The sequence below is a fragment of the Hymenobacter sp. APR13 genome, assembly GCF_000737515.1.
GTDB lineage: Bacteria > Bacteroidota > Bacteroidia > Cytophagales > Hymenobacteraceae > Hymenobacter.
The window spans coordinates 1041602-1065017 of sequence record NZ_CP006587.1 but is presented as its reverse complement, the minus strand read 5'-3'; the positions used below and the strand labels follow the sequence as shown (position 1 = coordinate 1065017).

Annotated in this window: 16 protein-coding genes; 5 read left to right on the top strand and 11 right to left on the bottom strand. The window is 63.7% G+C overall.

Annotation, left to right across the window (positions count from 1 at the left end; translation table 11 throughout):
* Positions 1-5: 5 nt before the first annotated feature.
* From pbpC to N008_RS04455, 3 genes are all read right to left on the bottom strand, one after another.
* Positions 6-2312 carry a penicillin-binding protein 1C gene (gene pbpC, locus N008_RS04465; RefSeq protein ID WP_044014057.1) on the bottom strand — a complete coding sequence of 769 codons (2307 nt, stop codon included), beginning with the start codon at positions 2310-2312 and terminating at the stop codon, positions 6-8.
* 136 nt (positions 2313-2448) lie between these two features.
* Positions 2449-2997, bottom strand: coding sequence for a transposase (locus N008_RS22265; protein ID WP_044014055.1), 549 nt, complete (start codon positions 2995-2997; stop codon positions 2449-2451).
* Positions 2998-3156: 159 nt separating this feature from the next.
* The gene (locus N008_RS04455; RefSeq protein ID WP_044014053.1) at positions 3157-8685 is read right to left on the bottom strand and encodes an alpha-2-macroglobulin family protein; all 5529 of its coding nucleotides are present in this window, start codon (positions 8683-8685) and stop codon (positions 3157-3159) included.
* Positions 8686-8800: 115 nt separating this feature from the next.
* Here N008_RS04455 and N008_RS22970 point away from each other — a divergent pair, with 115 nt between their 5' ends.
* From N008_RS22970 to N008_RS04445, 3 genes are all read left to right on the top strand, one after another.
* On the top strand, positions 8801-9232 hold the full coding sequence (locus N008_RS22970) for a hypothetical protein (protein ID WP_156109009.1): 432 nt from the start codon (positions 8801-8803) through the stop codon (positions 9230-9232).
* 111 nt (positions 9233-9343) lie between these two features.
* The gene (locus tag N008_RS04450; protein ID WP_044014050.1) at positions 9344-10252 is read left to right on the top strand and encodes a LysR substrate-binding domain-containing protein; all 909 of its coding nucleotides are present in this window, start codon (positions 9344-9346) and stop codon (positions 10250-10252) included.
* A 246-nt stretch (positions 10253-10498) separates the two neighbouring features.
* Positions 10499-11704: a threonine synthase gene (locus N008_RS04445; protein WP_044014049.1), complete on the top strand. Its 1206-nt coding sequence runs from the start codon at positions 10499-10501 to the stop codon at positions 11702-11704.
* Positions 11705-11946: 242 nt separating this feature from the next.
* Here N008_RS04445 and N008_RS04440 read toward each other — a convergent pair whose 3' ends face one another.
* From N008_RS04440 to N008_RS04425, 4 genes are read right to left on the bottom strand one after another with little or no spacing between them, the layout of a single operon-like run.
* Positions 11947-13149 carry a tetratricopeptide repeat protein gene (locus tag N008_RS04440; protein WP_044014047.1) on the bottom strand — a complete coding sequence of 401 codons (1203 nt, stop codon included), beginning with the start codon at positions 13147-13149 and terminating at the stop codon, positions 11947-11949.
* A gap of 18 nt (positions 13150-13167) precedes the next feature.
* Positions 13168-14424, bottom strand: coding sequence for a tetratricopeptide repeat protein (locus N008_RS04435; RefSeq protein ID WP_044014045.1), 1257 nt, complete (start codon positions 14422-14424; stop codon positions 13168-13170).
* 36 nt (positions 14425-14460) lie between these two features.
* The gene (locus N008_RS04430; RefSeq protein WP_044014043.1) at positions 14461-15726 is read right to left on the bottom strand and encodes a tetratricopeptide repeat protein; all 1266 of its coding nucleotides are present in this window, start codon (positions 15724-15726) and stop codon (positions 14461-14463) included.
* A gap of 7 nt (positions 15727-15733) precedes the next feature.
* Positions 15734-17110: an ATP-binding protein gene (locus N008_RS04425; RefSeq protein ID WP_044014041.1), complete on the bottom strand. Its 1377-nt coding sequence runs from the start codon at positions 17108-17110 to the stop codon at positions 15734-15736.
* Positions 17111-17295: 185 nt separating this feature from the next.
* Here N008_RS04425 and N008_RS04420 point away from each other — a divergent pair, with 185 nt between their 5' ends.
* Both N008_RS04420 and N008_RS04415 read left to right on the top strand, forming a co-directional pair.
* On the top strand, positions 17296-19251 hold the full coding sequence (locus N008_RS04420) for a glycosyltransferase (RefSeq protein WP_044014039.1): 1956 nt from the start codon (positions 17296-17298) through the stop codon (positions 19249-19251).
* 241 nt (positions 19252-19492) lie between these two features.
* Entirely contained in the window at positions 19493-20872 is a 1380-nt protein-coding gene (locus N008_RS04415) for an ammonium transporter (RefSeq protein WP_071884485.1), read from the top strand.
* Positions 20873-21167: 295 nt separating this feature from the next.
* Here the strand turns inward: N008_RS04415 and N008_RS04410 are convergent, their stop codons facing one another.
* From N008_RS04410 to N008_RS04395, 4 genes are all read right to left on the bottom strand, one after another.
* A complete protein-coding gene (locus N008_RS04410; RefSeq protein ID WP_044014037.1) occupies positions 21168-21962 on the bottom strand; it encodes a ZIP family metal transporter in 795 nt (264 codons plus the stop codon).
* A gap of 67 nt (positions 21963-22029) precedes the next feature.
* Positions 22030-22302 (bottom strand): DUF167 domain-containing protein, encoded by a 273-nt coding sequence (locus tag N008_RS04405; RefSeq protein ID WP_044014035.1) that lies wholly within the window; start codon positions 22300-22302, stop codon positions 22030-22032.
* Between the two features lie 4 nt (positions 22303-22306).
* A complete protein-coding gene (locus tag N008_RS04400) occupies positions 22307-22507 on the bottom strand; it encodes a hypothetical protein (RefSeq protein ID WP_044014034.1) in 201 nt (66 codons plus the stop codon).
* A 166-nt stretch (positions 22508-22673) separates the two neighbouring features.
* The gene (locus tag N008_RS04395) at positions 22674-23402 is read right to left on the bottom strand and encodes an endonuclease III domain-containing protein (RefSeq protein WP_231569779.1); all 729 of its coding nucleotides are present in this window, start codon (positions 23400-23402) and stop codon (positions 22674-22676) included.
* Positions 23403-23416: the final 14 nt, after the last annotated feature.

The window sequence follows — 23416 nt, the reverse complement described above, 5'->3', positions numbered from 1 at the left end:
GCGGCTTACTCCAGCTCCGTCACCGTCACCAGCACGTCGGTGTTGCGGCCGTGGTCGTCGGCGCAGGAGATTTTGAGCGGGCCGGGCTGCGGGCGGAAAAAGACCCGCTCGGTGGCCCGGGCCGTGCGCAGAAACTGGTCGTTCACGTACCAGTGCACCTGACGTACCTCGTTGTCGGTGGTACAGCTCAGTAGGAGCTGTTGCTGCTCGTGAGCGTTGAGCACGTACTCGGTGTTGGCGGTGGGCGAGGTGATGTTGGGGGCTTTTTCGGGGCCGCCGCGCACCAGCTGGCACTGTGGGTTGTGGGGCGGCAGGCGGCGGTACGGAATGCCCTGGGCCTCCTTATAAGCCGCTACCTCCGGTAGCAGATTCGGATATAACTCCCGACGGTAGCCGGCCGCCGGCGCGCAGGCCCGGCAGTAGGCAAACCCGCCATCTTCTGACACCAGCACCTCCCGCTGGTGCTGGCAGCGCTGCCCGCTGCTCACGCTGGGGAGGAAATAGTCGATTACTTGGTGGGGGCAGTTCTCGCCCGGCACCAAGCCGCTTTTGGTGCACACCAGCCGGAAGTCCAGCGCCGCCGGGGGCGCAAACCAGTCGTTGGGCGAGTTGTAGGCCAGGGCGTTGAACAGGTCGAACAGCAGCGGCGTGGCCACGTCGGCCCCGGTGAGGGCCGGGCTGCCCTGGCCGCTGAAGTTGCCCAGCCACACGCCAATGGTGTACTCCCGGTTGTAGCCGATGCTCCAGGCGTCGCGGCGGCCGTAGCTGGTGCCGGTTTTCCAGGCCACTTTGGGTAACCGCATGCTGCTGGCGGCCCCCAGCGGGAGGTCGGGGCGGGTAAGTTGGCTGAGGATGTCGGTGGTGAGAAAGGCTGCCGACTCGGAAATCAGGGATGTTGCGGACTTAGGCTTCGTGAAGGATGTCAGCTGCAACGGCGCGTACTGCCCGGCATCGGCCAGTGTCACATACAAGCCCGTTAGTTCCTCCAAGTTCGCGCCGCAGCCGCCCAGAATGCTGCTCAGGCCCAACTGGTCGCGGTTGCGCTTCACGTTCTGGAAACCGGCCTGCTGGAGCTTTTCGGTGAAAGTGGGTACGCCGAGTTGGTTGAGCACGCGCACGGCCGGGATGTTGAGCGAGTAGGCCAAGGCGCGTTCCAGCGTCACTTCGCCATTGCAGCGCTTGTCGAAGTTCTCGGGCCGGTAGCCCTGGAAGTTGGTGGGGACGTCGGGCAGCAGTTGCTTGGGCGTGACGAGGCCCCGGTCCATGGCCAGCGCGTACAGAAACGGCTTGAGCGTGCTGCCCGGCGAGCGGACGGCCACCACGCCGTCGTTCTGGCCCTGGCTGGCGAAGTCGCGGAAATCGGCCGAGCCCACGTAGGCTTCTACCTGCCGGGTGCGGTTGTTCACCACCAGCACGGCCGCCTGCGTGATGCCCAGCTCGCGCAGGCGGCGCACGTAGCCCAGCGTGAGGTCTTCGGCCTTGCTTTGCTTGCTGCGCTGCAAACTGCTGCGGATGATGGCCGCGTGCGGAAACTGCCGTACCAGCCGCCGCGACAGGTGCGGGGCCAGGGTGGGCGCGGCGTGGCGCTGCACATCCAGCGGCTCTAGTAGCGCGTCGGCCACGTCCTGCGCCGGAAACAGCCCGGCCGCCCCGAAGCGCTGTAGCCACCGGTTCCGCTCCCGTAGCACGGCCGCGTTGTTCTTGCCCAGTACCAGCCCCCGCGGCCGGTTCGGGATGATGGCCAGCGTCACCGTCTGGGCCAGAGAGAGGTAGTCGGGCGTTTGCTGGAAGTAGAGCAGCGCGGCCGATTTCACGCCTTCCACGTTGCCGCCGTAGGGCACCAGGTTCAGGTACAGCTGCAGGATTTCGTCCTTGCTGTAATGTGATTCGAGCTGCACGGCCCGGGCCATTTCCAGCAGCTTGTTGGGCAACGTGCGCTCCTTGGGTTCCAGCAGCCGGGCCACCTGCATCGTAATGGTGCTGGCCCCGGTGGTGCGCCCCGTGCCGAACAGGTTGCGCCCGGCCGCCTGCACCAGCGCCACGGGGTTCACTCCGAAATGCCACCGAAACCACCGATCCTCTTTCTCGATGATGGCCGCCCGCAGCACCGGCGTAATCTCGCGCAGCTCGGTTTTCATCCGCCACTTCTGGGTGGGGTTGAGGTAGGCGTGCAGCACCGAGCCGTCGGCGGCCAGCACCAGGGGCGAGTACTGCGGAGCCGGCGGCACCGGAAAGGCAAAATCCAGCCCCAGCAGAAGCAGCAACAACAGGCCAAAGCCCGCCAGCAAGCGGTAAAGGGGGCGGCGTTTCATGGGATGTAGAGACGCAATATTTTGCGTCTCGTCGTTGCTGATGTTATTAGATGTAGCTGAGGTTTTCTATTTCCGGCGTTCGGGCAATTCTGAATCGTTCAATGACGAGACGCAAAATATTGCGTCTCTACCTCGTTCAACGGAACAAACCATCTGCTTTGTCGTGGTCAGCCGACCATTGGGATGGATTATTGCGAATGTATTCCCGTGCTTTCTGTAGCTCGACTTCATTGCGAATCACCCGGTCAAAGTACCTCCGCTGCCACGTAAATTCCACGCCGGCACGCGTTGCCCAGGCCTTCACGCCTACTTTGAAGCCCCGCACGACAGCCGCCAAATTTTGGCTTTGTGGGCCGAACGTGGCAGCGGCTTCCGTATTCGTATCCGGTTTGTGGAAGAAGATGATGCCGTGTACATGGTCAGGCATCACGACAAAAGCGTCCGGTACTGCAAAAGCAAAGTGGTCCGGTATTTCCTGCCAACATGTCAAGGCCCGCTCTGCCAGAGGAGTGGGAGTCAATACTGCTGCTTTACCTATGGCTTGTCCAGCTTGTATCTCCCCAAAATACCGGCGTCGGCTATGCGTGCAGATAGTGACGAAATACGCACCGTTCTGGCTGTAGTCGTATCCATGCCAGCGAGTTGAAGCAATGCGGTATTTATCTTGATACAGCCCGGAGTCCATAGGTGAGGCATAAAGCAATTGTACCGGTGTAGAGACGCAATATTTTGCGTCTCGTCGTTGAACGATGCGGTGGCACGTAGTTGAACGGCCCGGAACCGCGCTGCCCAAACAACATCAGCAACGACGAGACGCAAAATATTGCGTCTCTACACCGTTCTGTTACCGCACCCGCACCACGCCGCTGCCGGCGTAGCTGTGGTACTCGGCGTTGTACATGGCGTCGGCGCTGACGGGGCCGAGCTTGAAGGTGCCTTTCGAGACGGCGCGGCAGAGGTAGTAGAACGACTTGGGCTGGGGCGTGACGGTGGTGAAGAGGTTGATTCGGTCGTCGCGCACGTCGAGGTAGTCCGGTTGGGCGGCATCGGTGGCCCAGGTGATGTCGCGCACGGCCCCGATACGCGGGTTTTCGATTTCCAGGCCGGCGGGGAGCAGGTCGGTAATGGCCACGTTCTTCACCTCTCCGGCCGACTCAGCTGATTGGATGGTGATTTTCACGACCACCAAATCATTCTGGCGGAAGCTGGTGCTGCCCACGGGCTGGCCGGTACGGTTCAGGAACTGGCGGCGCACTTGCAGGTAGGCGTCTTCCTCGCGGATTTGGCCGGTGGGCGAGATGCCCTCGGTTTCCCAGAAGTAGTAGAGGCTACCCTTGCCGCTGGTACGCAGGGCCAGCTGGCGGTTGGCCACGTTGCTTACCGTGAGGTCCTTGCCCGAGAAGTTGCCAATGGCCTTGCCGTCGGCCAGCAGACTGGCCGTAACGGTGCTGCCGGCGTTTTTGCGGGCCAGCTTGCCGAGGGCCAGCAGCGCGAAGGCGCGTTCCTGGGTGCTGAGCCAGCCAGCCTGCTTCACCTGGCGGCTGAGTTGGCGGGCCAGCACGTTCACCTGGGCGTTGGCGGGGTCGGCGGCGAGCAGGGCGTTGAGCACCAGGGCCTCGTCGCGGATGGGGGAGGAGAAGGCGCCGTCGAGCTGGCGGCCGGCTATGGACTGCACCCCAAATCGGGTGGGCAGGGCCTCCCGGTAGCTGCGCTGGTTGCCGCTCAGGGCGAAAGCGCAGGCCAGTACCCAGCGCGAATCCTCGGGCAGCAGCTTGCGGTTGGCTTTGTAGTAGTTCAGGCCCACAGCATCGGGGCGGCCGGCCACAGCCAGCACGTAGAGCGAGTAGGATATTTCCTTCTTAGCCAGCGTCACGGGCTGAATCACGCCGCCGGTCTGGATGATGTTGTAGGTGTCGGTTTCGCGCTTGCGGACGCGGGCCTGCAGGTAGCGCAGCACCCGGTCCAGCACGTTCTTGTTCACGTCGAAGCCGGCTTGCTGGGCTTCCAGCAGGAAGTGGGCGGCGTAGGCGGTGGCCCACCAGTTGTCGTAGTCGCCGCCGGGCCAGTAGCTGAGGCTGCCGTTGTACATCTGCTGGGCTTCCACCTTTCGGATGGCTTCCTGCACGTGGTAGTTGGGGTTGTATTTAGTGCTTAGTGCCTGGTGCTTAGTGCCTGGGCCGTTCTTCTGGCCCAGGGTGGCGGCCAGGTCGCCGTAGTACAGCTGCGGGAAGGCGGCCGACACGGTTTGCTCCAAGCAGCCGTAGGGGTATTGCAGCAGGTAGCGTAGGTCCTTGGCAAACTCCGTCATGGGCGAGCGGCTCACCACCAGCTGGCTCCGCAGGGAGGAAGGCAGGAAGTCGGTGCGCAGGTTCAGCTGCTGGGCCGCACCGCCCGCCACCACGCCCGCCCCCGTACGCTTCTGCAGCGGCGAAGCGGGCCGGACCGGAATTTCAATAGTTTCCTTAAACGATTCGTTGGTGTTAGAATTAAAAAAGTTAGGTGTCAATGTACCTATGCCAATTGCATTCTTCGCAAGGACACGGAAGCCTAATTGTATTTCTTTGCCGGCGCCGATGCTTACAAGCTCTTCTCCCACCAGGTTTGGTCCCGCCGAACCGGGTTTAGTGCGGAACAGAGCACCTGTGGCTTGCATACCTACATAGCCAGTGACCCCGTGGTTTAGCGTATTGGTCATGGTGACAAGTACATAAGCCGTGTCGTCGGGGCTGAGGAAGCGGGGGAGGGCCGTTGAAATAACTACCGGGTCGGCCACTTTCATGGTGTGCTCGGCCGAGCCAAAGGCGTCGCCTTTGTAGGCCACGGCCATGATGCGGATGGCCCCGCTGAACTGCGGAATTTGCAGTTTGTAGCGCACCTTGCCGCTGGCGTCGGCGGTGAGGACGCCGCTCCATTTGGCGAGCAGGCGCACCCGGCGGTTGGGCACGGGCGTGGTGCGGCGCGAGAGGTCGTAACCGTCGCCGCCGGTGCTGCTGGAACCCAGCTCGGGCAGCAGGAAGGGGTACACGTCGTAGGCCTGCACTTCCAGGGCGCGCTTCTGGTAGAAGTAGCCGTAGGGGTCGGGCGTACGGTAGTCCTTCATCTGCAGAATGCCCTCGTCCACCATGGCCAGCGTCACCTGCGCGCCGGGGGCGGTGGTTACTTCAATGGTTTGGGCGGTTTGGGAGCGGCTTTGGGCGGGTGCCTTAATGGCGACTTGCAGGCGCGCGCCGGGCTTCTCCACCGTCAGCGGCACGAAGCCCCGGGCCACGGTGAGTGGCAGGCGGTTGTCCTTAATTTCGCGGATGGCGGTGGCCGTCACGTAGATGTTGGGCACGTGGTTGCCCCGGATGGGCACGTCCACCTTGGCCGATTTCTCGTCGGTGGTCACGTAGAAGTGGTCGAGCACCCGGTCCCGCTCCACGGTCACGAGCACGCGGCCGGGGAAGGGCGTTTTCAGCAGCAGGTGGGCCACGTCGCCGGGCTCGTACTTGGGCTTGTCGGCCTCAATGGTCACCTCGCCCTCGTTGTTCACTTCGAACGAGTTGCTCTGGGTGTCGCCGTAGCCGTAGGCGTACACGCGCCGGGCCACGTAGGTCACGGCCCCGGTGCCCGATACCCGGATTTCGTACTCGCCGGAGTAAGTGGGCGTGAAGTTCAGGCCGGCGTCTTGGCCCGCGCCTTTCACCGACACCACGCGGTTGAGTACCACTTCCTCGCGCTTCTGCGAGTTGTACACGTAGCGGCCGCCCTGGCGCTCAATCACTGTCTCCCAGAGCAGGCGCACCACCTGCACCCGGGCCTGGGCCGTGGTGGGCTGGCCGGCCGGCGTGAGGGCCGCCAGCTGCACGGCCAGCGGCTGGCCGGTGCTCACCAAATCATCGGCGCTCCGAATGCCGAACAGCACCGGTTGGGTCTGCACCTCGAAGGTGGCCAGGCGGTTTACCGGGCGGCCGGTTTCATCGAACACCGTGGTGAAGGCCGCGCCTTCCAGCGTGCCCAGGTCGGTGTAGTCGGGGACTTCGTAAGTGGCGGTGCCGCGGCCGGCGGCGTCGGTGGTGCCTTCGCGGGTGGTCTTCTCGAAACGGTCGGCAATGGGCGTCGATTCCAGGTCGCCGTAGTTGCCGCGCCGCCGCTCCCCGCTGTTGATGGCGAAGGTGAACTGCTCGAAGCCTTTGGGGTTGAAGGCTTTTTCCTTCAAGGAAAACTCCACTTCAAACTTGCGGTCGGCGGCGGGTGGACCGAACAGGTTCTGGGCCGTAATCTGCGCCGAAATCGACTGCCCGGGCTTCACCACGGCGCGGTCGGCCTTCACCGTCACCTTCATGCGGTCTGGAATAAACTCCTCTACCGAGAGCTGGCGCGACGTCAGCAGCACATCGTTGCCTGTTAACACTTCCAGGGTGTAGAGGCCGGTCATCACGGCCGGGGGCAGGATGAAGCGGGCCTCGAAGGAGCCGGCCGCGTTCAGGGTTTTCTGCAGGCTGGCGTACTCCTTGCCAGTGGGCAGCAGCAGCCGGATTTTTACCGGCAGCCCCTTGGGCGGGGCCTGCCAGGCGTCGGTGCGCAGTACAGTGTTGGTCTGGATGGTGTCGCCGGGGCGGTACAGGTCCCGGTCGCCGTAGAGGAAGGCCTGGTAGCGGGCGGCGTTGGTTTGCAGGCCGCCCACCTCGAAGCGGGAGGTTTCCACGCGGCTGCGGCTCAGGTCGAGGAAGGTGAAGTCGTTGCCCTGCTGGGCCATCACCATGCCTAGCTTGAAGCGGCCGTTGGCGGCGGTGCTGTCGAAGCGGGCCACACCGTCGCCGTTGGAAAGGCCGGTGCCCATCACCTGGTTGTTGGTGCTGATGTAGCGCAGCTCCACGCCGGAAAGCGGCTTGGCGTTGCGGATGGAGTTGGCAAACACCAGCGTGCTGCCGGCCTTGCCCTGCTTCACAATCAGCCCGATGTCCGAAACGGCCACCAGCTTGCTTACCTGCAGCCACTGCCGCTCGGTGTCCTGCACCTTTATCACGTACAGGCCTTTCAGCCCGCCCGAAAACTCCAGGTCTTTGAGGTTCAGGTTCAGCAGCCGCAGCCCCTGCGCCTTCGGCAGCCCCGACACGGTGTAGGTGCGCTCCGTGAGGACGTTGCCCAGGTTCTCCACGTCGTAGTACTGGAAGGAGCGGTCCACGTACTCGCCCCCGTCGTCTTCTTCCTCGCTGCTTTCCTCGCCGTCGTACTCGGGGTAGCCGTACTGGCTGCCGCCGCGCAGCAGCTGCTGAATGTTGTTGGCGTACACCTTGGCAATGGTCACCTTCACTTGGTTTACCTCGTTGATGCGCACGCCCAGGTTGCGGGAGCCCAGAGCGTCGAGGTACATGGCCTTCTCAGCGCTGCCGAAGCTGATGGTAGGCCGCTCGTCGGAGAAGCTCACCGACTGCGTCACACCCTCACCCAGCATCCCACCCAGCGCTCCGCGCAGGCCCTGGTTCACGCCAATCTGGTAAGTGCGGCCCACCTCGAAGCCGCCTTTCAGCCGCACGCCGTTTTCCGTTTCCTCCACCTCGTAGGCCACCTGCGGCGACACGGTGATGTAGCTCTGCAAATCGGTGGCCGTGACGGGCTGGTTGGTGGTGATGAGCACCATCGGGTCGGCGTTTTTCAGCGAGCCTTCGATGGTGGTTACCTGCAGGGCCTCGGGGTCGGGCACGGTTACCTGGGTTTCGTAGTCGGCGGTGCTAGGCTGGTCGCTGCCCACGGCGTGCAAGCCCTGGGCCAGCGCCACGGTGAGCGGCGTGCCGGGGCGCACCTGCTGGTTGAGGCGCACGCGCACCACCTCGCCCGGCTCTCCGCTCACCTCAAAGGCCACGGGTTGTCCGTCCTGGGTCACGCGCAGCAGGGGCTTCACGTCGGCGGGCTTCACGGCGTAGTTGAAGGGCAGCTCCACGCGCATCTCGGCGGTGCCGGCGGCCCGACTGGAGCGGCCCCAGAATGCCTGCGGCTCCTGTAGCTCCAGGTAGGGCGTGTGGAATTTCTGGCGGTTTTCGGGCAGCTCGGCGTTGCGCTTGCCTTCGGGCAGGGCCTCCTTGCGCAGCGTGGCCTTGAAGTTCGTGCTGGGCTTGAACGGCGTGCTGGGCGAAAACACCAGCTCCCGGTCCGACGTCCACTTGAACTTGCCGCGCACGGCCGGCTCGAAGCTCACCACCTGCACCGTATCCCAGCGGTCCTGCAGCTCGGGCGTCACCACGGCCTCGGCAAACTGAAACACGAGGTTCTGGTACGGGTCAATTTCCTCGCCGTTGGGGTCCTGGCCGGCCTCGGAGCCGGACTTGGAGCAGGCGCACAGCAAAGCCAGCAACACCAGCAGCGGCAGGCGGGAAAGTGTTTTCGATAGCATGGAAGGGGAGGAGCTTAGAAGGACGCCGGAAGGTATAGAAAAACGGCGTTTCTGCTAGGTTTTGTATAGGTTTGAATGGGAATAGTTATTGGGTTTTTGCCAACTTATATGAATTATGAAGAATAATATAGACGTAGCTACTCGTATAGTAAGCACGCTTTTGGTTGATACCAATGTTGAAAGCTTTGGTGTACTTCATCAAAGCCCATACATCCAATTTAGAGGGAAGCACGGTGACATAGAGCTTTACTTCGATTCTGGTATTACTTTCTATCCTCAGCGGGATGATAAGTTGAGTGAAGCAGAGCGTATGCTGCTGGGAATGAATAGCGTCAATCTGAAGCGAGTAGCAGATGCTTTCTGTACCGATACCGCGGATTTAGAAGTGCGTTTTGATGACGGTTCATGGTTCAGGATTAATGGTACTACCGAGCATGAACATGAGCCTTGGCAATTGTCAGATGGTACAAGTGTAGATGAGGGCGGTATTTTGCTTATAGCCTCATCAGGAGACTCAAACTACGCCGTTTGGGGAAGTATTGCGTGATTTGAAATGACTAGCCGGAGGCATGCTGCGTTACACTTGTGCCAATTATCCCTTTGCTGACCCCCGCCCCAACACCGCCCAAAAACCATCCGGGCGCGTACCTTCGCTACCATGCTTTCCCACGCGCACGAAGTCTTTCTGGAAGTTGCCCGGCAGCTGAGCTTCACCAAGGCGGGGCAGACGCTGTTTCTGAGCCAGTCGGCGGTGAGCAAGCGGGTGCGGGCGCTGGAGGAGCACTACAAGACGGGTTTGTTTGAGCGACTCGGCAATGCGGTGCAGCTCACGGCCGCCGGCGAGTTGCTGTACCGCAAGCTGCTGCTGGCCCGGCAGCTGCAGCACGAACTGGAGCAGGAGTTCACCGAGCTGAGTCCCGAGTTTCAGCCGCGCCAGCAGATGATAATCGGGGCCAGCACCACTATTTCGCTCTACGTGATTCCGCCGGTGCTGTCGGCCTACCTGGGCCGCTACCCGCACACCCAGCTCACGCTCAAAAACCGCAACTCCGAGAACATCCTCAAAGCCCTGCTGGAGCACGAAATCGACCTGGGCATCATCGAGGGCATCCACAAAGTCAGCCACGTCACCTACACCCCGCTGCTCACCGATGAGGTGGTGGCCGTGTGCTCGGCCCGCAACCCGCTGCACCGCCGCGAGCTGGAAGCCCAGGACCTGCGCCGCACGCCCGTGGCCCTGCGCGAAACCGGCTCGGGCACGCTGGCCGTGCTGGAAGAGGCCCTGCAAACCCACGGCATCCGCCTCACTGATTTGCCGGTGAAAGTGCGCCTGGGCGGCACCGAAGCCCTCAAGAACTTCGTGCGGGTAGATACGTGCCTGGCGTTTCTGCCCCGGCAGTCGGTGATGAAGGAGCTGGCCGCCGGCGAGCTGGTGGAAGTGCCCGTGCGCGACCTGAACCTAGTGCGCCACTTCGATTTCGTGCAGCGCAAAGGCACCGAAAACAACCTGCCCTACAAAACCTTCGTGCAGTTCGCCCGGCTGTATTACGGCAACGCGCAGCGGTAACCCAGAACGTCATTCCGAGCCTGCGAGGAATCTCGCGTGCTGATGCCTGACTGGTGTAGAGACGCAATATTTTGCGTCTCGTCGTTGAACGATGCGGCAAGGTGCATATCGAACAACCTCAGCAACGACGAGACGCAAAATATTGCGTCTCTACGTCGTTCGTCATTCCAAACAGGCATAGGCTATTCCAAGAAGGCGTTTGGTTTGGGCATAGGGCGGCGGGAGCTTTGCGTTCAACTCCCTGCTATGACCACCCTCGAGACCACCACCCACTCCCGTTTGCAGGTGCTGCACTGCGCCGCCTGCCACACCCCCCACGACGCCTTCGCGCTGCAGCGCGTATCGGCCTGCTGCGGCCAGCCGCTGCTGGCCCGCTATGACCTCACCGCCCCGCTCACCCCCGCCGACGTCATCAACCCGGCCGATAACTCCATGTGGCGCTACCGGGCTTTGCTGCCCCTGCTCGACGACGCCAACCTAGTGACGCTGGGCGAGGGCTGGACGCCGCTGCTGCCGCTGCCCCGCCTGGCCGCCCGCCACGGCCTGCGCAGCCTGCTGCTCAAGGACGAAGGCCAGAACCCGACCGGTTCGTTCAAGGCCCGGGGCCTGAGTATGGCGGTTTCCAAAGCCAAAGAGTTGGGCGTAACCGGCTGCATCATCCCCACGGCCGGCAACGCGGGCGTGGCCCTGGCCGCCTACTGCGCCCGGGCCGGCCTGCGCTGCGTGGTGGTGATGCCCCGCCACACGCCCACGGCCTTCAAGGAGGAATGCTACTGGTACGGCGCCGAGGTGCACCTCGTGGACGGCCTCATCAACGACTGCGCCGCCCGGGTGCGCGAACTGAACGCCGCTGGCGAGCTGCTCGACGTATCCACCCTCAAGGAGCCCTACCGCCTCGAAGGCAAGAAAACTATGGGCTACGAGCTGGCCGAACAGCTCAGTTGGTCGTTGCCCGATGTGCTGCTGTACCCGGCCGGGGGTGGCACCGGCCTCATCGGCATCTGGAAGGCCCTGCGCGAAATGCATGAGCTGGGCTGGCTGCCACGCCACGCCAGGCTGCCCCGGATGATAGCCGTGCAGGCCGCCAGCTGCTGCCCGTTGGTGGAAACCCGCGCCGGCCGCCAGCCCAACTGCCACGCCTACGTGGGCCAGCCCTCCATTGCCAACGGCTTGGCCGTGCCCCGCCCCCTGGGCGAACCGCTCATGCTGGATGTGCTGGATGAGTCCCACGGTCTGGCCCTGCCCATCACCGACGAGCAGATGCTGGCGGGCATGCGCGAGCTAAGTCACCTGGAAGGCCTGTTCGTGGCCCCGGAGGGCGGGGCGCTCTGGAGTGCGGCTCTGCACCTGCTGCACACTGGCCAGATCCGGCCCGAGGAGCAGATCCTGCTGCTCAATACCGGCTCAGCCCAGAAGTACCTGGACAACGTGCTGGGCCGGGCAAACGGGTAGTATCCGGCACTGTGTAGAGACGCGACACTTCGCGTCTCGTCGTTGCTGATGTTGGGCTGTCCGAACGGTTGTAGAGACGCGACACTTCGCGTCTCGTCGTTGCTGACGTTGGGCCATCCGAATGGACCTAATGGCGCGGACCACGAGACGCGAAGTGTCGCGTCTCTACAACCGGGCAACGAAGCGGTAGAGATGCTTCGGCAAGCTCAGCATGACGTTCTTTTCCCTGGCTGTTGCAAAATCTAGCTACGCAGGCCCATCACCCACACGTACACCAGCGTGCCGCCCAGAAACGTCAGGAACAGCGGACCCTCACCCGGCAGCGCCAGCACATCAAAGCAGATGGCCAGTACGCCCACGGCCGCCAGGCCCCAGCCAAACCACTTCGACTGCTGCCGCCGTTTTGGGTGCCACTGCCGCTGCGTGCCCACCAGCGGAAACAGCAGCCCCAGCCCCACAATGCCGGCCGTAGTCAGCGGGCTGAGGTGGCCGTAACGGCCCGCGCCCAGCAGGGCCAGGGCACTCAGCAGCAAGGCCAGAAACTGGTTGGAATAGCGCGTGTCGGCTTCGCTGAGGGCAAAGCGGCCGTAGCGGTTGAAGCGCAGCAGCGAGTTGAACAGGGGCTCGGCAAACCAGCTCATGTACACCAGCACGAGGTATAGCGGCAGTAGCCCCGGTACTACCCGCGAGAGCAGAAAAAGTCCGATAAACAGGCCCTGCCGGGTGCCCGGGCTCAGCGTCTGGGTCCAGACCATGAAGCGGTAGAAGCCATTGTAGAGCCAGAAACGCGCTTTTAGGGCCGATACCAGGCCTTCGCGGGCGTAGTCGGAGGTGGGGTTGAGGCGCAGGGCTTCGCGGAAGTGGCCGGCGGCCTGCTTGGCGCGGCCGCGCTCCAGGGCCACCCAGCCCAGGTCGGCGTGGGTGCCGGCATCGGTGGGGCTGTGGCGCAGGGCTTCGTCGAGGTCGGCGGAGGCTTCGTCGCGGCGGCCGAGGCGGGCCAGGCAGCGCGCCCGCAGACCCAGGCAGTCGACGTGGGTGGGGTCGACCTGCAAACCGGTTTCGGCTGCGCGCAACGCGGCGTGCAGCTGCCCCTGCTGAAACCGCAACTGGCCCAGCACGTGCTGGTAGTCGGCATCTTCGGGGTCGAGGGCCAGGGCCTGCTCAATGGCTTCCAGCGCCGCCGGCAACTCATGCTGGCGCTGCAGGGCGGCGCTCAGCACGTAGAAGGCAAAGCTGCTTTCGGGGTCGAGGTAGATGGCCTGCTCGGCTTCGACCTGGGCCTCGGTCAATTGAGTCAGCTCCATCAACGCCAACGCCAGCAGGCAGTGCAGAAAGCTGTTGTCGGGGTTGTCGCGGAGCTGGCGGCGGGCTTCCTGCTCGGCCTCCTGGGGGCGCTTGTGCTGCAGCAGTAACTGTACGCGGCTGATCGACTGATAGGAATCCATGAATAGAGGCAAGAGCGGTTAATCGAGATAAGAAAAGGCCAGCAGATAGAGCCAGGTTCCGAGGTTGAAATACAGCATCAGGGCCCGCCAGCTCAGGCCGTACGCGGGATGCAAGGCGCCCAGCACCACGGCCAGCAGCAGCAGCCCAGCGGCGTAAAGGTAGCCCACCCGGCGGCCCGGCACGGTGCTGAGGGTTTGCTGGCCCACGGCCACCGCCGTCAAGCTCAGGACAAGCAGCATCCCGCCCCCGCCTGCGGTGCCCGGTAGCAGCAGGGCCGCCAGGGTAAGGTAGAACGCCAGGATGGCCCCGGCCTCCACGGCCAACTGTCGGCCGTGGGGAGGCGGCAGAATGTGGCGGGTAGCGGGCCGCAGCAGCTGCCAGCTAAGGTGCAGGGTTTTGAAGCTGGCAATCAGCCACACCGGCGAGAGAAACAGCAGCACTGCCCCGGCCAGCACTGGTAGCGCATACTGCCGCAGGGTGGCAGCTTCCACATCTTCCAGTGCGGCATAAAGCACCACCAGAAACATCAATACAAAAGGGGCAATCAGGAAAAAACCGGCCCGTTTGTTTTCAACAAACCACGGTTTGGGGGGCTTGGGCTGGGGAGCTAAGCCCGCGCGGGAAACGGCCGTGGATACCACGCCCGCCCGGGCCTCCTGCGAAGTGGGGTCGAGGGCCAGGGCCTGCAGAAAATGCGCTTCGGCCTGCTGAAACTGGGCGTGCTCCAGGTGGCTGAAGCCTAGGTTGACGTGCGTAGGCGCAAACAGAGGTGCCTCGCGCAGCGCCTGCTGGTACCCCGGCTGCCAGTCGGCCCCGCCACCCAGCCTGGACAGGGCCCGCGCCCGGAGGTTGAGGCATTGCACGTGCTGCGGATGCAGCCACAGACCCCGGTCGGCGGCAGCCAGGGCGGCTTCCGTATGGCCTTCGGCGAAAGCCACGGAGCCCTGCAGGAAATGGTAGTCGGGCACGGTGGGCTGCAGCTGCAGGGCCGTAGCAATATGCAGAGCGGCCTGCGGCAGTTGCCCATTCTGCAGGCAGGCGATGCTGAGCACGTAGAAGGCAAAGTCGTTCTGCGCGTCCAGGGCCACGGCCCGCTCGGCGGGGGGCTGGCTTTCGGCCGGTTTGTGCTGGCGAATCAGGCTAAGCCCCAGCAGCGCCTGCAGCTGGCTGGACTCCGGAAACCGGGCCAGCTGCCGCCGGGCTTCCGTTTTGGCTAGGTCGGGGCGTAGCTGGCGCAGCAAAACCTGAATCCGGCGCGGCTGAGGGTTATCCATGGAACACGTGATAGAAAAAGCAAAAAGCGGCGGCTACTACGCTGCTGCCCGCGCCCGGCGAAAGACGATAAACCCGGCCCAGCTAGTGAGCCCCAGTATTCCCAGCGGCCCATAGGGCCAGGTTGCCGACCAGCTTGCGCACGTAATACTGAGTGCCAGCGCCAGCGCGGCGGCCAGCACCTTTCCCAAGGGCGACTTTTCAGGCAACGGCTGCTCGGAGGCGTGTTTGAAAGCGGCCCAAATAGCCATAGCCACCGTAGTAAGCCCGCCCGTGAGGCCTGGCCCCAGGCTGCTTTCCGGCACGCCCAGCCACACCAGCAGCCAGAATATGCCCGTAAGCCAGGCCAGCAGCAACAGCGTAAAGGCCGCTACCGGCCCATACCGCCAGAATGTTTGCTGCGCGTACGGAAGGGCCTGGTCGGGGCGGTTACGCAGGCGCCGCACCTGCGGGTGCAGGCGCCAGTACACGGCCTCAAACCCCATGAAAAGCAGGATGGGGATGCACAGCAGGCTCAGCGGAATCAGAATCAGCAGGAAATGCCCCCAAGCTCTCAGCTTGCCTTGTTTGGTGCCTTCCGAAATGAAGGTCAGATAATTATCCAGCCACACGGCCGCCCGGCCAATCCAGAGCTGGCGGCGGATTGCCTGACTGGCTCCGTGCAGGGCCGTGGCATCGGTGGGAGCCAGGCGCAACACTTCCTGAAAATGCGTTTGGGCGGCTGCATAGTACTGCAGCCGCATCGCCTCGCGGCCCAGCAGCTGGTGCGCTTTCGGCATAGTAGGATGAGCCGCCACCAGCTGCTGCAGCACCGGCGCCAGGTCTGGCCAGCGCTGCTGTTCGTGCAGCGCATTCGCCAGCGCTATCAGGCAGCCGGCGTGACTAGGGTAATTGGCCAGGCCCCGCGCCGCCGTCTGCTGCGCCGCGGCCGGCTGGTTTTGGTGTAAGTGAAGCTGAGCCTGGGCCGCCAGGTATTTGGGGTTGAAGGGCTGCAGGCGGAGGGCTTCCCGCAACGCCCCGGCCCGGGCAGGCGCCTGTCCGGCTTGGTCTTCCACCAGAAACAGCACATAAAATGCCTCACTGGCGGTTGGGTTCAGGGCCAGCGCCTGCTGAGCCACTTCCCGCGCTCCTTCCAGCCGACTCTGCTGGTATAGCGCAAAGCTGAGCAGGATGTGCGCAAACACATCCTGCGGATTGAGCGCCAGCTGCTGCCGAACCAGCCGTTCGGCCTGCTCCGGCCGGTGTATATCCAGCAGGTTCTGCACCGCGTCCTGCCACCGCGCGGCCGGGGTTCCGGGCATCATGGCAAAGCTATTTTTTGATGCCCAGATAAGTCAGGATGTCGTCGTAGGTGCCGCCTTCGTTGGAGTAGAGGGCGTAGTTTTTGGCCGTGGCAAACCACTCCTTGGTGCTGGGGCGCACCTGCTTGGCGGCGGCCAGCAGGTGGCTCTGCTGCACCGGCCGCACCTGGCCCGCCTTCATCGACTCGCGCAAACAGGCCTCCACGGCCGTGTCCACCACGGCCTGCAGGTCGGCGCCGGAGAGGCCGGCGGTTTGGGCGGCCAGGGCAGGCAGGCGCAGGTCGGCGGCCACGGGCTTGTTGCGCAGCAGCACTTCCAGGATGGCTACGCGGGCGGGCTCGTCGGGCGGGGTCACCAGCACAATCCGGTCGAAGCGGCCGGGACGGCGGAAGGCGGGGTCGAGCTGCCAGGGGGCGTTGGTGGCGGCCAGGATGAGCACGCCGTCGTTGGAGCTGCGGGCCCCGTCCAGCTCCTCCAGAAACTGGTTGATGAGGGTGCGGCCGGCGCTCTGGCGCAGGTCGTGGCGGTTGGCGGCCAGGGCATCCACCTCGTCGAAAAACAGCACGCAGGGCGCCTGCACGCGGGCCAGCTCGAACAAGTCGTGCAGCTTCTTCTCGCTCTGGCCCATCCACATGTCCAGAATGTCGTTGATGCCCACGTGGATAAACGAGGCCTTCACCTCGCCGGCCGTGGCACGGGCCAGGTAGGTTTTGCCGCAGCCGGGCGGGCCGTACAGCAGCAGTCCGCCCCCGGCCGCTTTGCCGTAGGCTTTGTACAAGTCGGGATGCAGCAGCGGCTGAATCATCTTCATCCCAATTTCCTCCTTCACTGCGTCCATGCCGCCCACATCCTGAAACGTGATTTTCGGCTTCTCCAGGCCCGCAAACAGCGCCTTTTCATCCAGGCCCTGGTCTGAAACGTGGGTGGCGTTGTAGTCGGCTGCGGGGCCGCCCCCGGCAGGGCGGGCCGCCGGGCGTAGGCCCAGCTGCTCGTCGAGGTCTTGGTCGCGCAGGCTGCCGTCCAGCTGCAGGGCCTGCTGGTAGGCGGCGCGGGCTTCGTCGGGCGGACCGCCGGCGCGGGCCAGCACCCGGGCGTGCAGCAGGTGGGCGCGGGCGTGGTCGGGGTGGGCGCGCAGCACTTCTTCCAGCACCACCAGCGCGGCCGAGGTTTTCAGCAGGGCCGCGTAGGTTTCGGCCAGCCCCAGCTGCAGCTCCACGTCGTCGGGGGCCTGGCGCAGGCCGAGGCGGTAGTGGTCTTCGGCTTCGGCAAAGCGGCCCATCTGGCGCAGCAGGTTGGCTACGTGGCGGCGTAGGGGCACGTTTTCGGGCGAAAACTGCAGGGCGTCGAGTAGGGGTTGTAAGTCGGATGGATTGGGTAAGGCGGCCATAATCTACACGATAAAGAGAGGCCGCAAGCTACGGGTTTTGCGGCCAATTGGCGCGGCAGAAACGGGCTCCGCTGTTCGCAAATCCGGCTTTTTCGGTTCCGCGGTTTTGGTGAAGCCCGCGCCGGCCCGCTAGGCCCCTGCGGGGCTTCGTACCTTTGCCCGCTCACCTGTCTGCCTCGTTTCCTATGCGTATTCTGCACTTGCTGTCCGCCAACTTCTTCGCCGGTTCGGTGAGCTACGCCGTGCACTTGGCCGAGGCGCACCGCGCCCAGGGCCACGAGGTCTGGCTGCTGTCGGACGCGGCCACGCTGCCCACGGCCGCGCACGTCGAGCAGCTGCCCATCAGCAACCGGCGGCACCCGCAGCGGCTGCGCAACATCCGGCGCATTCGGCAGCTGGTGCAGCAGCAGCAGATTGAGGTGGTGCACGCCCACTCGCGCGCTGCCAGCTGGGTGGCCTATTTCGCGCTGCGGGGCCTGAAGGTGCCGCTGGTGAGCACCGTGCACGGCCGCCAGCACCTGCACACCAGCACCAGCCTCTTCGACATCTACGGCGACAAAGTCATTGCCATCTGCGAAAACCTGCGTCAGCACCTCATCGAGGAAGTGAAAATGCGCCCCGAGAAAATCGTGCAGCTGCCCAACGGAGTGGATTTTCCTGGATCAGCTCTACCGGTGGCCTCATCCCCTAGCCCCCTCTCCCGTGGAGAGGGGGAACTAGCCATAGATGATAATTCTAAAAAGCCGTCAGGCTCCCCCTTCTCCACGGGAGAAGGGGGCCGGGGGGATGAGGCCTCAACTGCGGACAACCTCAGGCTCTCCTTCATCGGGCGCTTCAACGGCGGCAAGGGCGAGCGGGCGGCGGCCCTGCTGCAGCAGGTGTTTCCGGCGCTGCTCACCGGGTTTGCCGGGCTGCGGCTGGCGCTGGTGGGCGGCGAGCTGGAGCATCTGCCCGAAGCCGGCAAAACGGCCCTGGTGGCGCTGCAACAGCAGTTTGGCGAACGGGTGGAGGTGGTAGGCTTCACTGATGATGTGCCGGGCTGGCTGCGCCGCTCCACGCTGGTGATAGGGGCGGGGCGGGTGGCCATTGAGGCGCTGGGCGCGGGCGTGCCGGTGCTGGCGCTGGGCGAAGCCACCTGCGAAGGCATCGTGACGGAAGCCAGCTACCCCACGGCCGCCGCCTCCAACTTCGGCGACATCTCGGCGCAGGTCGGCACCAGCTCGCACGTAGACTACCCGGCGCTGCTGGCGCAGGTGCGGGCGTTTCTGGCGGCCCCGGCGGCGGTGCCGGCCACCCTGCAGCAGCGCGTGCGCACTGAGTTCAGTCTGGCCCGCATCAGCGCCGAGGTCCTGACGGTGTACCGTTCGGCCATCATGAAAAAGCGGCTGCCGGGCTTCCTGCCGGTGCTTATGTACCACAAAATCCCGACGGAGCCGCTGCAAACCAAGCACCGCATCTTCGTCACGAAAGACCGGTTTGAGGAGCACCTGCGCTTTTTCCGGCAGCAGCAGTTCACGCCCATCACCTTCCTCGACTACCTGGCCTTTGCCAACGGCGAGCGGCCCCTGGCCGACTTCCCGGCCCGCCCGCTCATCCTCACCTTCGACGACGGCTACCTCGACAACTACACCAACCTGCTGCCCCTGATGCAGCAGTACGGCTACCGCGGCGTGCTCTACCTGCTCGGCGACCCCGCCATCCGCTACAACTACTGGGACGTGGACGCCGACCCCACCGAGCCGCGCTCCGACATCATGGACGAAGCGCAGAAGCTGGCGTTTGTGGCCGCCGGCTGGGAAATCGGGGCCCATACCATGCGCCATGCCCGCCTGCCGGAGCTGCCCGCCGCCGAGGCTGCCCGGGAAATCCAGGACAGCAAAACGGCCCTGGAGCAGGCCCTGGCCACGCGCATCGTGTCCTTTGCCTACCCCTACGGCGCCCTCACGCCCGAAACCAAAGCCCAGGTGCAGGCGGCCGGCTTCGCCTTCGGCGTAGCCACCGACACCGGCGGCCTGCACCTCGAAGACGACCGGATGCAGGTGTTTCGGGTGAACATATTTCCGGAAGAAACCACGGCCACGCTGCGCAAGAAGACCTCGTTCTGGTACCGCGCCTACTACCGCTGGAAGCGCGGCAAGTAACCGTCGCTAAACCCTGTAAGGCTGGAAAGTAAACCTATTGTCTCGCTGTCAGCGAAGTGACAGGCATGTCCTTTATGTATGTGTGAGTTTTGACGAATTGGGTGTATTTATTAGGGTGTATTTTTGGTATAGAAGGTACTTTATAGAATATAGGGGTTGAATACGGAGGGGTATTGCTTGTGAAAAGGCAGTTTGTTGTTAAATTGCCTTTGCATAACGCACTACATCGATTCCTGTGGACATGATTGCTCCTTCAAAAAAGCTTACCAGTCTGAGCATGTTTTCGCTGGTGACGCTGGTCGGGCTGGCGGCGGTGGCGGCCTTCACGGAACTGCCGCACCCGGCGGCGCTGGCGGGCTCGCTCAACGGCGCCGATGTGGCCTGGATGCTCACGGCCACGGCCTTCGTGCTGATCATGACGCCGGGGCTGTCGTTCTTCTATGGCGGCATGGTGCGGCCCAAGAACGTCATCAGCACCATGCTGCAGAGCTTTGTGGCCATGGGCGTGATTACGCTGGTGTTCTACTTCGTGGGCTTTTCGCTGGCCTACGGCGACTCCTGGCACGGCCTGATCGGCAACCCGCTCACGTTCATTATGCTGCGCAACGTAGGCACCGCGCCTAATCCGGCGTTTGCGGCCACCATTCCGTTTGTGCTCTACTTTGCGTTTCAGCTCAAGTTTGCCGTCATCACGCCGGCCCTCATCACCGGCTCGTTTGCCGAGCGGGTGCGCTTTAAGGGCTATCTGGCCTTTATGGTGCTGTTTTGTCTGTTCATCTACTGCCCGCTGGCCCACTGGACCTGGCACCCTGAGGGCTTCCTGCGGCAGTGGGGCGTGCTCGATTTTGCCGGCGGTACGGTGGTGCATATTTCGGCAGGCATTGCAGCGCTGGCTGGCGCCATGGTGCTGGGTCGTCGCACCACGCACGTGCGCAAAGCCGCTTTTTCCACGCCCAACGTGCCCTACGTGCTGCTGGGTACCGGGCTGCTGTGGTTCGGGTGGTTTGGATTCAATGCCGGCTCCTCGCTGGCCGCCAACGAAGTGGCCGCGCTGGCCTTCGTGAACACCACGCTGGCCTCGGGCGCGGCCCTCACGGCCTGGCTGCTGGTCGAGACGGTGCACGGCGGCAAGCCTACCGCACTGGGCGCCTGCATTGGGGCCGTGGTGGGGCTGGTGGCCATCACGCCGGCGGCGGGCTTCGTGCAATACGGGCACAGCATTTTCATCGGGGTGCTGGCGTCGTTGATCAGCTACGGCGCCGTGCACTGGAAAAACAACCGCACTACCCTCGACGACACGCTCGACGTGTTTCCGTGCCACGGCCTGGGCGGCATCGTGGGCATGCTGCTCACCGGCGTATTCGCCGATAAAGTGGGTTTGGTGCACGGTTCGGCCACCGTATTTGGCTACCACGTGCTGGGCCTGCTGATTGTGGTGAGCTACTCCTTCGTGGGCTCCTGGCTGCTTCTCAAGCTCACCGACCGCCTCTTCGGGCTGCGCGTGAAGCTGCAGGACGAAGAACTGGGCCTCGACCTAAGCCAGCACGAGGAGTCCACTTATCATATCGACGAAGAATTTGAGCGCAGCTACCGGCGCGAACCAGTAGCGGAAAGCGTGTAAGTACCACCCGGGCAGCAGCCTTCCGGCTCCGGAAAGCGGGATGGCTCATGCCGGGTGAGTTGTGGAGTGGGGAGAAAAAGCCGTCAGGGGGGAATCTGACGGCTTTTTCGTGTTTGAAGTGAAGATGGAACGTCGGACAGAGGTACTGCCGATGCATCTCGCGCACTAACGTTGCCGAATAATTGAACAGCAACCGCTCCGTAGCCCAGGGTTTAAACCCTGGGCCAGTGAAGCAACGTCAACACGCGAGATGATACGCCTCCGGCTCTGCATGACTGGTTTACTACTCGCTCTGCTACTCCATTTTGCTCAGGAAAAACGACACTAGAAACCCCAGCACCGTGATAAAGCCCGTGAAGTTGTGGGCCACGTCGAATGCTTCCGGAATCATGGTATCGGCAATCATGGCCAGCACGGCTCCGGCTGATACGGCCATGGTAGCAGCTACCACCTCGTCGGAGAACTGGCTGAACACGGTGTAGCCGGCCAGCGAGGCCACGCCCGAAATCAGGGCAATACCGGCCCACAGCAGCAGCACGTAGCGGGCCGGGCGGCCGGCCTTGCGCATGCCGGAGGCGCTGGAAAGGCCTTCGGGCAGGTTGGAAAGGAAGATGGCCACCACGGCCACCACGCTCACGCCGCCGCCCGCCAGCATGCTCAGCCCGATAACGATGCTCTCAGGAATGCCGTCCAGCAAGGCTCCAATGGCCAGCGCCAGGCCATTATCGTCGCCGCTTTCGGAGCCTTCGGTCTGCCCCTGTTGCACGGCGGTGCGCTCCTGCTGCTGATGCTCGCCGGAGCGTTTGCGGTGCTTGGCCCCGTGGCGGGCCAGCAGCCAGTTGGCCAGCGTGAAAGCCCCCGCGCCACCCAGAAACCCCAGCGCCGTGGCCGTGAAGCCGCCCTTGTGGTAGGCTTCCTCCATCAGTTCCAGCGAAAGAGTGGCAATCAGCACGCCGCTGCCAAAGGCCATAATGGCCGCAATCAGCCGCTGCGGCACCCGCATGAAATAGCCTGCCGCCGCACCCAGCAGCAGTGCCGACCCCGACACAAGCCCCCAAAAACCGGCTTGCGCCCACATCGGAAAGGTCATAACTCGTTGGTTTGATTGATATTGATTGTCAAGTACAGAGTACTTAATTCTTACAGGAATGCTGCCGTCAGGCAACAGAATAGCGGGCAAGTGTAGCCTGCACCGTCACATCGGACAAGCCGGCCAGCTCCACTTTCTTGAACGGGGCGGTGTGGCCGCTCAGCAAAGTCAGCTGCGACTTCGGCAACCCAAACACTTCGGCCAGATACGCCAGCAGGCAGGCGTTGGCCTTGCCATCCTGCGGGGGCGCGTGCAGGCGCACCGTAATGGTGCCGTCCGGGGATACCAGCAGGGCGTTTTGGCGGGCGTTGGGCTTGGCCTTCAGATGAAGCACGGCCATGCCGCTACGCCGGGTCGTTGTAGGCGTCGTACACGTTCCAGGCCCAGATAACAAACGGCACCACAATGGTCCAGACCAGGAAAAAGCTGAGCGCGCCGCCTACGGCCCAGATCAGAAAGGCCTTCAGAATCTGTCCCTTGATGAGCTGCCCCAGGCCAGGAATGAAAAACGAAAGCAAAGCCGGTACGCCGTAAGTAGGTTTCATATGGTTTTTGGTGATGAGGTGAATTTTGGTGATGAAGTGATGGGGTGATTGAGTGACAGGTGAACGGTCATGGGGTGACGTGGACAGCAAGTAAGGCAAAGCCAGTAACAAGAGGCCAAAGAGTGAATATTTTCACCTCATCACCTCATCACCTCATCACCAAAAATTACCTCACCCGTGCCTGGCCGAACGGGCATTGGTCGAGGATGACGCAGCGGCCGCAGGCGGGCGTGTGGAAGTAGCAGCACTTCTGGCCGTGGAACATCAGCGCCTCGTGGTGGTCGTAGACCTGCTGGGCATCCCAGCCGGTGGGTAGCAGGGCCTCCAGCAGCTTGTGAGCGGCCGCCTCGCCCACTTTAGGGCCGATGAGGCCCAGGCGCTGCGCCACGCGGTGGTGGTGGCTATCCACGGGCATAGCTGCAATGCGCAGGGTACTGAAGAGCAGCACCGCGGCGCTGGTTTTGGGCCCGATGCCCGGAATGGCTTCCAGCCAGGCCCGCGCCTCGGGCACCGGCAGGTCGGCCAGAAACTCCAGGTGGCAGGGGCCGCCGTTGCAGCGGGTGCTGATTTCGCGCAGCACAGCCTGAATGCGCGGGGCCTTCTGCTCGGGCCAGGTGCAGGCGCTGATGGCCTCCTGCACGGCTTCGGTGGGCGCATCGCGCACGGCCTCCCAGGTTGGAAACCGTGCCCGCAGTTCCTGGTAGGCCCGGTGCGAGTCGTGGTTGCGGGTGCGGTGCGAGAGCAGGGCGCTGACCAGCTCGCTGAGCGGGTCTTTGGTGCTGAAAAACGGGAAGGGCGCCCCGTACTCGGCGCACAGGCGCTCATGCACCAGCAGGGCTTTGCGGCGGCGCGCTTCCGTGTCGGCATCGGCGGCCGAAAAAAGGTCTGGTATCACACCTGCAGCCTACG

Bases quoted from the DNA above. Each gene is read 5' to 3' on its own strand.
- pbpC (WP_044014057.1), bottom strand. From the start codon at position 2,312: ATGAAACGCCGCCCCCTTTACCGCTTGCTGGCGGGCTTTGGCCTGTTG.
- N008_RS22265 (WP_044014055.1), bottom strand. From the start codon at position 2,997: ATGGACTCCGGGCTGTATCAAGATAAATACCGCATTGCTTCAACTCGC.
- N008_RS04415 (WP_071884485.1), top strand. From the start codon at position 19,493: ATGATTGCTCCTTCAAAAAAGCTTACCAGTCTGAGCATGTTTTCGCTG.
- N008_RS04445 (WP_044014049.1), top strand. From the start codon at position 10,499: ATGACCACCCTCGAGACCACCACCCACTCCCGTTTGCAGGTGCTGCAC.
- N008_RS04405 (WP_044014035.1), bottom strand. From the start codon at position 22,302: ATGGCCGTGCTTCATCTGAAGGCCAAGCCCAACGCCCGCCAAAACGCC.
- N008_RS04425 (WP_044014041.1), bottom strand. From the start codon at position 17,110: ATGGCCGCCTTACCCAATCCATCCGACTTACAACCCCTACTCGACGCC.
- N008_RS04400 (WP_044014034.1), bottom strand. From the start codon at position 22,507: ATGAAACCTACTTACGGCGTACCGGCTTTGCTTTCGTTTTTCATTCCT.
- N008_RS04420 (WP_044014039.1), top strand. From the start codon at position 17,296: ATGCGTATTCTGCACTTGCTGTCCGCCAACTTCTTCGCCGGTTCGGTG.
- N008_RS04430 (WP_044014043.1), bottom strand. From the start codon at position 15,726: ATGATGCCCGGAACCCCGGCCGCGCGGTGGCAGGACGCGGTGCAGAAC.
- N008_RS22970 (WP_156109009.1), top strand. From the start codon at position 8,801: ATGAAGAATAATATAGACGTAGCTACTCGTATAGTAAGCACGCTTTTG.
- N008_RS04440 (WP_044014047.1), bottom strand. From the start codon at position 13,149: ATGGATTCCTATCAGTCGATCAGCCGCGTACAGTTACTGCTGCAGCAC.
- N008_RS04450 (WP_044014050.1), top strand. From the start codon at position 9,344: ATGCTTTCCCACGCGCACGAAGTCTTTCTGGAAGTTGCCCGGCAGCTG.
- N008_RS04410 (WP_044014037.1), bottom strand. From the start codon at position 21,962: ATGACCTTTCCGATGTGGGCGCAAGCCGGTTTTTGGGGGCTTGTGTCG.
- N008_RS04435 (WP_044014045.1), bottom strand. From the start codon at position 14,424: ATGGATAACCCTCAGCCGCGCCGGATTCAGGTTTTGCTGCGCCAGCTA.
- N008_RS04455 (WP_044014053.1), bottom strand. From the start codon at position 8,685: ATGCTATCGAAAACACTTTCCCGCCTGCCGCTGCTGGTGTTGCTGGCT.